This is a genomic window from Methylomonas sp. PHL2-19, from assembly GCF_059331595.1.
Map to the genome: position 1 here is coordinate 2259031 of NZ_CP196839.1, position 12629 is coordinate 2271659.

The 12629-nt window shown below is 53.7% G+C and carries 9 protein-coding genes; 4 read left to right on the top strand and 5 right to left on the bottom strand.

Annotation, left to right across the window (positions count from 1 at the left end; all coding sequences use genetic code 11):
- Window positions 1-30: 30 nt before the first annotated feature.
- The 5 genes from ACR02O_RS10590 to ACR02O_RS10610 form a co-directional block, all read right to left on the bottom strand.
- Window positions 31-1074, bottom strand: a complete 1044-nt coding sequence (locus ACR02O_RS10590; RefSeq protein ID WP_494522208.1) for an IS110 family RNA-guided transposase — start codon at window positions 1072-1074, stop codon at window positions 31-33.
- Window positions 1075-1796: 722 nt separating this feature from the next.
- Window positions 1797-2186: an HNH endonuclease gene (locus tag ACR02O_RS10595; protein ID WP_458137111.1), complete on the bottom strand. Its 390-nt coding sequence runs from the start codon at window positions 2184-2186 to the stop codon at window positions 1797-1799.
- Between the two features lie 119 nt (window positions 2187-2305).
- Window positions 2306-3577, bottom strand: a complete 1272-nt coding sequence (locus ACR02O_RS10600) for an IS256 family transposase (RefSeq protein WP_494521800.1) — start codon at window positions 3575-3577, stop codon at window positions 2306-2308.
- A 216-nt stretch (window positions 3578-3793) separates the two neighbouring features.
- Complete coding sequence (locus ACR02O_RS10605) at window positions 3794-6040, bottom strand: hypothetical protein (protein ID WP_494523339.1); 2247 nt, start codon at window positions 6038-6040, stop codon at window positions 3794-3796.
- A gap of 57 nt (window positions 6041-6097) precedes the next feature.
- Entirely contained in the window at window positions 6098-7237 is a 1140-nt protein-coding gene (locus ACR02O_RS10610; protein WP_494523340.1) for a hypothetical protein, read from the bottom strand.
- 150 nt (window positions 7238-7387) lie between these two features.
- On the opposite strand from ACR02O_RS10610, the gene ACR02O_RS10615 reads away from it, so the two are divergent.
- From ACR02O_RS10615 to gspF, 4 genes are read left to right on the top strand one after another with little or no spacing between them, the layout of a single operon-like run.
- Window positions 7388-7933: a type II secretion system protein N gene (locus ACR02O_RS10615; RefSeq protein ID WP_494523341.1), complete on the top strand. Its 546-nt coding sequence runs from the start codon at window positions 7388-7390 to the stop codon at window positions 7931-7933.
- 21 nt (window positions 7934-7954) lie between these two features.
- On the top strand, window positions 7955-9862 hold the full coding sequence (gspD, locus tag ACR02O_RS10620; RefSeq protein WP_494523342.1) for a type II secretion system secretin GspD: 1908 nt from the start codon (window positions 7955-7957) through the stop codon (window positions 9860-9862).
- A complete protein-coding gene (gene gspE, locus ACR02O_RS10625; protein WP_494523343.1) occupies window positions 9849-11360 on the top strand; it encodes a type II secretion system ATPase GspE in 1512 nt (503 codons plus the stop codon). The genes gspD and gspE overlap by 14 nt, the downstream gene beginning before the upstream one ends.
- Before the next feature lie 6 nt (window positions 11361-11366).
- Entirely contained in the window at window positions 11367-12578 is a 1212-nt protein-coding gene (gspF, locus tag ACR02O_RS10630) for a type II secretion system inner membrane protein GspF (RefSeq protein ID WP_494523344.1), read from the top strand.
- Window positions 12579-12629 lie beyond the last annotated feature (51 nt).

Below are 12629 nucleotides of genomic sequence, written 5' to 3' on the forward strand. Positions count from 1 at the left end.
CTGTTCAAAAGCAACAAATTTCATCATTTTTTACTCGGCGATGATGGATTCAGGGATGGCATAAAACCGTGTGTTATCGAACGGCTGATCGTGCTTCAACATGCCATGGATCGCATGCAGTAATTTACGCATGACGGCGCAGACGGCTTGCAAAGGTTTCTTGCCGTTGTCGATCAAATGCTGGAAATACGCTCGCACATGCGGATCGTGCTGTTTGGCACTCAAGGCCGGCATATACAACGCCGAACGAATATGCCGGTTACCGGCCTTGGATAGCCGCATTTTCTTGTGTACGCTTTTGCCCGACTCAAAGGCCTTGGGATCGAGTCCGGCAAACTTGACCCATTCGCGATGCGACAGGTTGGGCGGCAATAGCAGTAGTTCGCCCATCAAGGCAATGGCGCTGGTTTGGGCAATGCCTTTGATGCCGGTCAACAGGTCGAATATTCGTTGCAGTTCCGGATGCTGGTCGATCAACGCCAGCGCCTCGCCAGCCAACGTATCGATGCGTTTTTCCAGCTGACTAATCGCCAATTTGGCATCGCGTAGTAGGGCCTTCGGCGTTTCCTCGGTCGCACTCAGCGCATGTAGATGATTTTTCGCGGCGGCCTTCTGACCGGTTAGCGCGTCGATACGGCGAGCATAGCCGCGCAAAGCCAGCGCTTGATTCGAAGGACGAGTCCAGGCGACGAAATCCATGCGCTCGACATATTCGGCCAAGGTGTTGGCATCGACGGCGTCGGTTTTACTGTTTTTCATCAATACCTTAGCGAAGTGATGCGAAGCCTTGGGATTGACCACCATCACAGGTACACCGACGTCGTGTAGCGCAATAGCAAGATCGAAATGGTAAATACCGGTGGCTTCCAGACAGACCTTGATGCCGGGTAATTTGATCAACTTATTCACCAGACGCGCACGGTCGCTACGAGTATTAGCATATTTTTGCGGGTCGAACGGCTTGCCGTTCTTGCGGATCACTAAAACCAATTCGTCGGCGCCGACATCCACGCCGGCAAACAGGCGATGGACAGATTCAGCGGGGGTGTTGAGCGAGCGGTTCGTCATCATCATTTTTAAATACAGTTTAAAGGGAAGTACACTATTCACCGGTTCCCGACCCTGCACATGCACCTACCTTCCTTGTGTATGCAGGCTCTAAGCCTCGGATACTCCACGGTATGGGTGAATAGGGCGGGGGCCAATCTACACGACAGGCTCTGGTAAACTACCAGTCCTCAGGGTGGGACGGCCTCCCAATGAACAATCACAGCTTAATCGGTTTTTCTGGGCTATCGGTTGTTAAAATTCATCATACAAGGGTGGGCAACGCTTTTCTGCCCACCATTTCGCGCGATTGCTTTAATTCCGCGTGGGCACAAAAACCGTGCCTACCCTGACTTTTTATCTAGACTCGCCCAGGACTACTTGGTAAGGAGTGATGCCACACGATGCAAATAGATGCACTCGCGCTACCAAGTATTTTCCTATTTTGACAAGCGACAACCAGTGAAGCTGATTAATCTTTGGTTTTTCTGAAATCCCATAGCTTCCAACAAAGTTATATACATCGTCGCGGTAACCCAATAATAAATCCCGTATTTCAGTTGACTCAAAGGAGTCGTATCCTCGCTCAGCTATAGCATAACAGTAGCCTATTTTGGCTAGCGTGAGAGAGAATGCTGTATGGTTGAACGGTGTTCGAAGCGTAACTCCAGTCGAAGGCATCGGATTTATTCTAAGGTTTACAATTTGAATACGTAATGACTCCAATTCATTGTTCATTACCACTCCCGCTAGCTTTCCTGGGGGCAAAAAATGAACCAGAGCAAATGTTTTAGGGTAGTCATCAATGGTGTATTGAATGTCTTCCCCCCTTCATCCATCAAATGGTTGCCCAATTTAGCCGTGGGCATATGTTTTTTCTGGTTCTTTTTTCGCCGCTTTAAACCAAGCAGCAGACGTGGAACTAGTAGGTCAGCCTGTAAGGCTGGGTTTTCGTATTTTTCGTTTGATATTGCGCGGCATGAATCACAAGCTGCATCGCGAATAATTAATGTGCCATTTAGAGCTAACGGAATAATGTGTTCATCCGTAAGTTGTTCTTTTGAAAATTGTTTGAGGCAGTAGATGCAATGGCCTGTTCCCGCATAGACCTTAGATGTCATCTGTGTGCTTGGTTTCATTGCTGGGCGCCTGTAGATCGATTATTTAACAAGTGTTTTGGGTTGAATGGTGGATAAGAGAAGCGTCATCCACCATTGAAACTGAGAAATAGTCAAATCTGGTGTATGGCTGATTTGAATCAGGCGGCCATCTGCTGTGTTTCTTCTGTTTTCTCCGGTTCCATAATGACAGCCATGCCGTCCTGAAAACGAATGCCCTCAATCACATCCGGCAATCGTTTAAAGCCGCGTATCTTGCGCCAACTCTTCTCGGCGGTTAACGCCAATTGGAACACCAAGCCCAACAAGGTATTGCGGGACACGCAGTTCTTGGTGCGGGTGGTCCGATGGCGAATCGTCGCAAAGCTGGATTCGATCGGATTTGTCGTCCGAATGTGTATCCAGTGCTCGGCGGGAAAGTCGTAAAAGGCCAATAGCGATTCACGGTCTTTTTCCAACACGCCCACCGCCTTGGGGTACTTGGCTTCAAAGTCACGCAAGAACGTGTCGAAGGCTTGATTGGCCAGGGCTTTGGTTTCCGCCATCCAGATTTCTTTCAGCCCCGCCTTGGCCTTGCCTTGGATTGAATCGGGTAGCGTCGCCAGCACATTCGCCGTCTTATGCACCCAGCAGCGCTGGTGTTGTGTGGTGGGCCAAGCTTCGTTGATGGCTGCCCAGAAACCCAAAGCGCCGTCGCCGGTAGCCAGTTTCGGCGCGTCCTGTAGACCTCGCGTTTGTAAATCCTGCAAAACACTCAGCCACGAGGCTTTCGATTCCCGATAACCGTCCGATAAGGCCAGCAAGCGCTTTTCACCCTGTTCGTTGACTCCGATGATGACCAATAGGCACAGCCGATCATCCTCGCCACGCAGGGTCGAATAGATGCCGTCGGCCCAGACATACACAGTGCGCTCCTTCGATAAATCTCGCCGATTCCAGGCCAGATAATCCTCGGCCCATTGGGCTTTCAGGCGGCTAACCACGGCAGGTGACAAGCCTTTGGCATCGTCACCCAGCAACACCGATAAGGCCGACTGCATGTCGCCGGTGGAAATGCCGCGCAAATACAGCCAGGGTAAGGCCGCTTCCACCCGTTTTGTCTTGCGAACATACGGCGGCACCAGCGACGAGTTGAACTTGATCCTGCCGCCGGAACGGTCTCGAACCTTGGGGATTTTGACCGTCACGTTACCCACGCCCGTCACGATCTCCCGCTCCGGCAAATAGCCATTACGCACCACGGTTTGCCGGCCCCGTAAATCGGTAACCTTGGCGTATTCGCCCAGAAAAGCCTGTAGCTCCGCCTCAACGGCTTGTTGGATCAAGGCTCTAGCACCCGTCTTCAACAAATCCGTCAAAGGATCGTTAATCCCACTGGCATTATTCCAGTCTTTTGCATTATCTTTGTTCATGGCGTCTCTCATTTTGCTGTTATTCGATCTCGACAATCTCATTTCAGCAGAGGGCGCCACCTTTCATCAAGTCGGGCCGTACACCAGATTTAGTTATAACTCTTGAAACATTAGGTGGCGGGAGCTTCGCCACCCCACATCTATAAGATTGGTGGAACGGGGGCAACTACTTGATAAAGTAATTGCCTCGGCTCCGAACTTTCTACAAGGAAATACTTACTTAGCCGGTTCCGCAGGTTTAGCTGGAGCAGCAGGCACTTCAACTTTAGCCACCGCCGCTTTTTCCTCAACCTGGGCCGCTTGTTCCGTTTCTTGCTTGGGTCCGATATAGCCTTTATGCCAAGCGTAGGCCGCGCCGGCCAGCAGGATCAGCAAAAACACGTAGCTTTTCCAATGGCTTTGCTTTTCGCCGAATGGATCGACCATTTGCATTTCCGCGTCTTTCGGTAATTTGGCGATACCGGTCAACAAGCGGCCGAACGGGATGTTGATAAAGGCTTTGGCATTCACCGCCCAGCCGCAGGCGTCCAGAACCGGTGCCAGATTGCGTTGGCGTAGTTTCAAATAAGCGATAAACATGGATGGGCCGGAAATCGCCAGCATCACGCCGATGATGGCAAGCGGCATTTGCCACCAAACCAAGCCCATGAAGCTGCTCATCACGGTGGCCAGCGCAGTACCAATGGCGCCGATTGCCAAACCGATGGCGGCGAAAATCCCGGCGAATTTGCCGACGTCGAACGGGGCGGGCGGTTCCTTGCCTTGTCCGGCATTCGCGCCGGCTTCGGAAATGCCTTTAAACGTATTTTCGTGGGCCGCTTTGTCGCGGGCCGACGCGCTTTTTTCCAATTGCTCGTTAATCATCCGCGCGACACGTTTATAAGGCGCCCAGAATGCTTCTTTGATGCTGATCGGGTTTTCGATGATTTTGACGATGGTCGCATCCCAGTCCACGCCATTGCGGTCGTAAAACACGCCGTTGCGGCCGACGCGCAAATTGTCGCTGTCGCCGCCGGTAAAGGCCGCGGCGATGGTCAGGGTTTCGTTGCTGCCTTGGCGGCGGCAGACGCAATAGGCCAGAAAGATTTTGCTCAGTTCCGCCAACTTGCTATGGCTGTCCACGTCATCCACTTTCACGCACAATTGGCAGCTTCTGCCGTCCAGATACAAGGTACCGGCTTGGAAAATAGCGTGCGGTTCCGGGCTGTAAAAATCGCGAAACGACACGAAGTTGTTTAATAAGGTGTACAGATCGCGGTAGTAATGTAGCAAGCGCACGACAGAATCGATGGCTTTGGCGTGCGGTTCCAGAGCCAAATCCTGTTCGACCAAGCCGGTCAATTTGGCTTGCGTATCGCTTTGCAACAGCGTTTTGATGCGCTCCAGCCCCAAGCTTTCGACGGCATTGACAGGTTTTTTCTGCAACCAAGCCTGGTAATCGGCGAATTGGCCGACCACGCTTTGCCATTGTGCGTCGGACAAGCTATCCAAAGTGCCCAGCAGCGGTGTCAGCACCTGGGTTTTTAACTGGTCTATCGCCGCCCGCCAGGCCGGATTCAAACCGGTGGTCAATGGCAAATTGCCGCCAGCGACGATGGCAGCCAGCGGCAATTTAGCCAGCTCTTCGCTGCCGGCGGATAAATCGATGCCGGCCAGTTGCTCGTAGCGGCTGTCGGCTGGGTTCAACAACTCGGTCGCGCCGGTGTCGAATTCCGCCAATTGACAGCGGGTAAAAAAGTCGTCGATTTTGGGTTTTACTTGCGCCAGCAAGGCCGCCGCCGCTTCGGTGTCGGCGATTTGATTGCGAATCCGCACGGCTTCGGCGTCGCTCTGTTGCCACCAATCGAAGTATGCGCCGGCGTCTTTAAAAAACTGTTCGATCTTTTCCAGATTAATACCCGGGTCGCCGCTGCGGTCCTGAATTTCGCCCAAGCAGGCGATGATGTCGGTGATGGCTTGCTGGCCGGCCTCGTCGCCGGCGGCTTTAACTGGAATTATGCCGTCGCCGTTAAATTGGGTGTTGGCGAAAATCTTGGTCATATCGGCCAGATCGTCGGCGGTGATTTCGCTTGCATCCGCCTTGCCCAGGTTTTTTAAGATCTCAATGGCGGAAGCCAGTAGCTGCTGACCTTCTTCATCTTGATCGTTAATCGCCGCCAGCGGCAGTGTGGTGTTTTGTTGGATCAAATCGGCCGGGTTTTTAAGCACTTTACTCACCCAACGCACCGCTTCGATGACCTCGTTCGCTCTGATGCGGCCGTCGTTATCGGTATCCAGCAACGCCAATGTTTGGTTGTCGAAGAACAAGCCGTGGGTCGGGCAACTCAGCGCCGCCCATAATTTCTGATCCAGTTCAGGCAGTCCAATTAAATCGCTACCGCGCTGCAATTCAACCTGATCGAAACCGCCGAGTCGGGCAAACCGCCATTTTTCGGCAACATTGCGGCTGGATATGGGCGTCATGGTGTGTCTCCTGTGTTGAGTAGTTTTTGTTATGTCTATCACGAAATTTCGTTAGTTTTACAGACTTGGGTCGCCTGACGCAACTTGCTTTATTGGGTTGCAGGCCGGGCAGGAGACTTGCAATAACTCGCCGCTATGTCTATGCCTTAAAGGCCGGGCGCGGCCGTCCAATTGATTCATGTCTTGGTAAAGCCGGTTTTCGTGATGAATCACTTCGCGTTCGTGCTCGAAAGGGTACAAAGTCTGGGCCATGCCGCCGCCGTCAATAAAATGCTGGCTATCCAGCAACATCAATTTGGCATGCAGCAATTCATGCAGTAAGGCGTCGGCGGGCGAGATGCTGCATGCGGGTGTGCTGTCGCAGCCCGGATCGTTCAGCAATTGCGCGCCCAAACGGGTGTCGAAGTAAATCGTCACGCTATCCACCCCAAATTGATTGCCAAAGGCCTGAGTTTGCCAGGTATTTTGCCGGTATTTGAGGATGAGTTTTTGGCCGCGCAGTTCGCTGAGCAAATTCACGGCTTGCGGGTAATGCGAAAAATAGTCGGCCATGACTGCCAAGTCTGCGCTGATATTGGCCGGATCGCTGGACTCGGCCTGATAGATAGCGCTGAGGAAATTGGCAATTTCCGTTTTCGCCAGCGCATCGCTGTTCAGCGTGGCCTGCTTTTGACTGTAGGCCGCCATCACTTCCGCTGCGCTGGGCGGTTTACGCAGACGTAAGCGTATCGTCGCGGCGCCGTCCTGATCGACCGAGAGCTTGGCCTGCATGCTGTTGACCGGTTCGGCCAATTGGCTGGCGACGGCCGGCACGGCATTGACCGGCTGCAAATCGTTGGCGCTTACCACGCGCGAAGACGCCATCATGCCTATGCAAAAACTCAACACCAGACTGACTTCGCGGCGGCGGTTATGCAAGATAGCGCTATCGTCGCGCTGCCGGCTGTCTTCTTTTAAATAAATACCGTAGCGCCGGGCGATTACTGCCAATTCGGCATAAGCTGCGGCGGCGTCGCGGCTCAGGCCGGCTTGGCACACCAAGGCCGGTTTGCCGTCGATTAAGCAGGGATGCAGGAAGTTGCGGTCTAGCGGCTGTTGCAAATACCAGCGATTTAAATCGCTGGCTAATTTGTCTATTCCTTCAATGCGGCTCGTTACGCCGCCAAAGGCCTGTGCCAGGGTTGATAATCCATTCATGGGCTTAGTTAATGTGGGTGGGTTCAGTTTTTCGGCCGACTTTATCAGCGCTTGAAGGCTGCCGGCAAGCCAGCTGCCGACGCAGATGGGGGCTATCGGCCAGGTCGGCTTTGTCATAAAACAGTCATGTTTTCCCAGCATAATCCAAGCATGATGAAATTTGCGGGATATTCAAGATTTGCTTTCGATTGGAAATCAGCGGCGTGTGGATTAGGCGGCGGCGTTTCTTTGCCATGGCTTGCCACAGCGCTGGCGACGGTTTATTTGCTTGCGGTGTTGTATGCCAATCTGCCCGATGCGTTGGCCGATGTCGACCAAATGCCGGCAGAGTCCGCAGCGCCCATCTCACCCGAAATGGTCACGCAAAATCCGCCCATGGATTTGTCGGAAATCGGCACCTGGCATTTGTTCGGGCAAAGCCCGGAGAGCGTGTCTGGTGATGGCGCCGTTGCGGAGACGCAATCGCAACTCAAACTGCTGGGCATCCTGTTTTTATCCAAGAATCCGGAAAATGCCAGCGGCATCATCCAAACCGACGACGGCCAGCAAAAGAAATATAGGCTAGGGGATGAACTGCCCGGCGGCGCGGTGTTGCAGTCTGTCCAAGCCGACCGGGTGTTGCTGAAGCGTGGCGAACACCGGGAATCCCTGTTATTAAAAAAAGATAGCGTCCGCGCGTCAGCCGCCGCCGAATAATCCTTCCCTTGTAAACTGCAAATGAAAACACGCTTGTTGATCGGCTTGCTGCTGGCCCTATTCTGCCCGATGGTGTTGGCGGAAAAAGACGAATTCTCGCTGAATCTCAAAGATGTCGATATCCGGGCGCTGATCGAAACGGTGGCCGATGTCACCGGTAAAAACTTTATTATCGACCCGCGCATCACCGGCAATATCTCGGTGGTGACTTCCACACCCATGAAGTCCGCCCAAGTTTACGATGTATTCCTGTCGATACTAAAGGTGCACGGTTACTCGGCGATTCCGAACGGCAATGTGGTGAAGATTATTCCCAACATCACCGCCAAGCAAGACGGCGAGGAAAGCGAGTTACGCGGTAATCCGCAGAACGGCGATGAGCAACTGACCCGGGTGTTGCAGGTGCATCACGTGGATGCGGCGCAACTGGTGCAAACCTTGTTACCCTTGATGCCGCAATACGCCTTTATCGGCGCCGTGCCGGAAAGTAACACCGTCATCCTGTCCGATACCGCCGCGAATGTTAAGCGCTTGGCAGCGATGATCAAGCAAATCGATAAAAGCGATTTACAAAACATTGAAATCATCAATCTGCGGCATGCCAACGCCGCCGATTTGATACTGCCGCTGAATACGCTGATTACCAGCAATAATGCCGGAAAAACCACGGCTGTCCCGCCGCCCATGGTGGCCGACGAACGCTCCAATTCCATTATTCTGGGCGGCGACCCGGAGATGCGTTTGCAGATGCGCGCCTTGATCGCCAATCTGGATACGCCGATGGAAAAAGCCGGCAATACAGAAGTAATTTATATGCGTTACGCCGTAGCCAAGGAATTGGTGGAAACGCTGACCGGGGTGGGGTCTTTGAAGGACGAAAAAGCCGATCAAGCCAAAACCAAAGCCACCACCGCCAAGGACTTTGATATTAGGGCCGACGAAGCCGCCAATGCGCTGATTATCACAGCGCCGCACGATTTAATGCTGACCTTGAAATCGGTGGTCCGGCAGTTGGACGTGCGCCGCGCGCAAGTGCATATCGAAGCGATCATCGCCGAGGTCAGCTACGACAAATCGCAGAACATCGGCGTCGAATGGCAAACCAAGGACGATGGCAGCGTGTTTGCGGCCAGCAGAAAGGGCGAAGGCAACTCTTTGAATTTGTCGCAATTCATTACCTCCGCCGGCAAGGGCTTAAGCATCGGTTATCTAGCCGGCAGCGAACTGAAAGCCTTGCTGACCGCGTTTGCCAGCGATACCGATGTCAATGTGTTATCCACACCGTCGTTGGTGACGATGGATAATGAGGAAGCCAGCATGATAGTCGGCCGCAACATCCCGTTAACCACCGGCCAATACACGCCGTCGGTCGGCGGCAGCCTGAGCACGCCGTTTCAGACCATTCAGCGCGAAGACATCGGTATCAAACTCAAAGTCTTGCCGCAGATCAACGAAGGCAACGCGGTTAAATTGAAAGTCGCGCAAGAGGTCTCCAGCGTGGTGCAAGGCACTACCGGCGCCGACTTGCAGACCAATAAACGCAAGATCGAAACCAGCGTATTGGTCGATGACGGCAAGGTCTTGGTATTGGGCGGCTTGATCGAAGACGACATCACCGAAACGGTGGATAAGGTGCCGCTGTTGGGCGATATTCCTTATCTGGGTTATTTGTTTCAAACCAATTCCACGACTATCACTAAAAAGAATCTGATGGTGTTTTTGCGGCCGCAAATCATCCGGGACGCGGGTAAATCCAGCGGTTTGACCCACGACAAATACAACTACATTCGCGACAAGCAGCAAGAGTTTAACGAAGACGGCGTGTTGTTGATGCCGGAGCAGAAACAGCCTCTGCTGGATAACTTAGCGGACGACAATGCGGCTGCGCAAGATAATCGCGGTGAGGCTGGCGGCAATGGCCAGCGCTGAACCAACAGTGCCAGCGCCGACCGATAACAGGCTGCCGTCTTACGGTTTTGCTAAACGCCACGGCGTGCTGGTTGCGGAATGTTCGGCGCAGCAGGCGCGTATCGTTTACCAGCCCAAAGCCACGGTAACGGCCTTGTTGGAAATCCGCCGCTTTGTGGATCGGCCGGCGAGTTTTGAAGCGGTCGGCGCGGAGGAATTCGAACGCCTATTGCAGGCGGTTTACGAACACAAAACCGGCCATGCCCAGCAGATGGTGGCCGATATGCAGGACAATCTGGATTTGTCGGAGATGGCCCAGCATTTGCCCAAGCCGGAAGACTTATTGGAAAGCGAGGACGAAGCGCCCATCATCCGTTTGATCAATGCACTGCTTACCGAAGCCATCAAGGAAAATGCCTCGGATATTCACATCGAATCCTACGAAAAACGCATGGTAGTGCGGTTTCGGGTGGACGGCACCTTGCGGGAAATTATCGAGCCGCAACGCGAATTTGCACCTATGGTGATTTCCCGTCTGAAAGTGATGGCCAAGCTGGACATCGCCGAAAAACGCTTACCGCAGGACGGCCGCATTTCCTTGAACATCGGCGGCCGCACCGTGGATGTGCGGGTATCGACCTTGCCGTCCGGGCATGGCGAGCGGGTGGTACTGCGCTTGCTGGACAAGCAGGCCAACCAGTTAAGCCTGAAGCAAGTCGGCATGTCGGATTACGAGTTGAACAGTATTCAGCAAATGATCGCCCGCCCGCACGGCATTATTTTAGTGACCGGGCCGACCGGCTCCGGAAAAACTACCAGTTTGTACGCGGTGGTAAACCAGCTCAATCAACGCAGCCGCAATATTCTCACCGTCGAAGACCCCATCGAATACTACCTGGACGGCGTTGGCCAGACCCAGGTTAATGCCAAGGTGGATATGACCTTTGCCAAAGGCTTGCGGGCTATTCTGCGCCAGGACCCGGACATTGTGATGGTCGGCGAGATTCGTGACCGGGAAACCGCCGAGATTGCCGTGCAAGCTAGCTTGACCGGACATTTGGTGCTATCGACTTTGCATACCAACACCGCCGTGGGTGCCATTACCCGGCTGCGGGACATGGGCATAGAGCCGTTTTTGCTGGCATCCAGTTTGGTCGGCGTCATCGCCCAGCGCTTGTTGCGCAAACTGTGTCCACATTGCAAAACGCCGGAGCAGGTGCCGGCTCGGGATTTAGCCAAGCTGGGTTATGGCGGGGATGCCGGGGAATTGGTGACGGTGTATCAAGCCCAAGGCTGTCCGCAATGTCATAACCACGGTTACAAAGGCCGGGCCGGGATCTTTGAAATGATCATGCTGGATGGCACGATGCAACAGTTAATCCATGACGGCGCGGGCGATCTGGAATTGGAACGGCATGCCCGACTGACTTCGCGCAGCATTCAACAAAGCGCGCTGGAAAAAGTCCTGAACGGCGACACCAGCATCGACGAAGCCATCCGCATCACCTTAAAGGACTAACTGGGCATGGCGGTCTTCGAATATCAAGCGCTGAACGGCAAGGGCAAATCGGTTAAAGGCACGCTTGAAAGCGATACGATCAAAACCGCGCGCCAGCAATTAAAGGCCAACGACTTAACCCTGCTGGACATTCAAGAAGTTCATAAAAAAGAACGCAGCGGCCAGTCGCCCTTATTGGCGCAAAACATCGGCATGCGCGCGCTGGCGCATATTACCCGGCAGTTGGCGGCTCTGCTGAAGTCCGGCTTGGCGATTGATGAAGCCTTGGGTATTATCGCCAGGCAACTGGAGTCGGCGCGGGCCAGACGGATATTGCTAGCGATCAGAAGCCGAATTCTTGAAGGGCAAAGTCTGGCCGTGGCTTGCCAGGCATTTCCGAGTACTTTTCCGCCTTTATACCGCGCCACCATCGAAGCCGGCGAATCCTCGGGCAAGCTGGATCAGGTCTTGGAAAAACTAGCTGACTATCTGAGTGACAAAGGCCAACTGCATCGTAAGTTGCAGATGGCGATGATTTATCCGGTGTTGCTGTCGTCCGTGTCGATATTGGTGGTTGTCGGCCTGTTGGCTTACGTGGTGCCGGAAATCACCGGGGTGTTCGACAAAATGGGCCACGAGTTGCCGGCTATTACCCAGGCCTTAATTAGTTGCAGCGATTTTTTGCAGCGCAATGGCTTGCTGCTGCTGGCTATTGGGGGGGCTTTATCCGTGGCCGCCAAGCTGATTCTGCGCCGGGAGCGGCCGCGCATGCTGTTTCACCGTTGGCTGCTGACCATGCCAATTACCGCCCGTTTTTCCAAAGGCTTAAACACCGCGCGTTTTACCCGCACCTTGGCGATTTTGACCAATAGCGGCGTGGAGTTGCTGGAAGCCTTGAAAATCTCCAGCCAGGTGTTGGCGAACGAGGCGATGCGGCAGGCGGTGGCGCATACCGCGATTCGCGTGCGCGAAGGCCAGAGCTTGAACAAGGCGCTGGAAGCCAGCGGTTTCTTCCCGCCGGTGACGATACATTTGGTCGCCAGCGGCGAGGCCAGCGGCCAATTGCCGCGCATGCTGGAAAGTGCCGCCGACGATCAGGAACGCGATATTCAGGCGCTGACCGAACTGACCATGGGCTTGTTCGAGCCTGCCTTGATTTTGTTCATGGGTCTGGTGGTGCTGACCATCGTATTGGCGATTCTGTTACCGATATTTGAAATGAACCAATTGATTAGATAGCGGTTTTGTCATACGCCTGTCACGTTGGCTTTCTAATCTTCTCCCCGTTGT

Coding starts and splice junctions, on each gene's coding strand:
- gspD (WP_494523342.1), top strand. CDS start 7,955: ATGAAAACACGCTTGTTGATCGGCTTGCTGCTGGCCCTATTCTGCCCG.
- ACR02O_RS10595 (WP_458137111.1), bottom strand. CDS start 2,186: ATGAAACCAAGCACACAGATGACATCTAAGGTCTATGCGGGAACAGGC.
- gspF (WP_494523344.1), top strand. CDS start 11,367: ATGGCGGTCTTCGAATATCAAGCGCTGAACGGCAAGGGCAAATCGGTT.
- ACR02O_RS10615 (WP_494523341.1), top strand. CDS start 7,388: ATGATGAAATTTGCGGGATATTCAAGATTTGCTTTCGATTGGAAATCA.
- ACR02O_RS10610 (WP_494523340.1), bottom strand. CDS start 7,237: ATGAATGGATTATCAACCCTGGCACAGGCCTTTGGCGGCGTAACGAGC.
- ACR02O_RS10600 (WP_494521800.1), bottom strand. CDS start 3,577: ATGAACAAAGATAATGCAAAAGACTGGAATAATGCCAGTGGGATTAAC.
- ACR02O_RS10590 (WP_494522208.1), bottom strand. CDS start 1,074: ATGATGATGACGAACCGCTCGCTCAACACCCCCGCTGAATCTGTCCAT.
- ACR02O_RS10605 (WP_494523339.1), bottom strand. CDS start 6,040: ATGACGCCCATATCCAGCCGCAATGTTGCCGAAAAATGGCGGTTTGCC.
- gspE (WP_494523343.1), top strand. CDS start 9,849: ATGGCCAGCGCTGAACCAACAGTGCCAGCGCCGACCGATAACAGGCTG.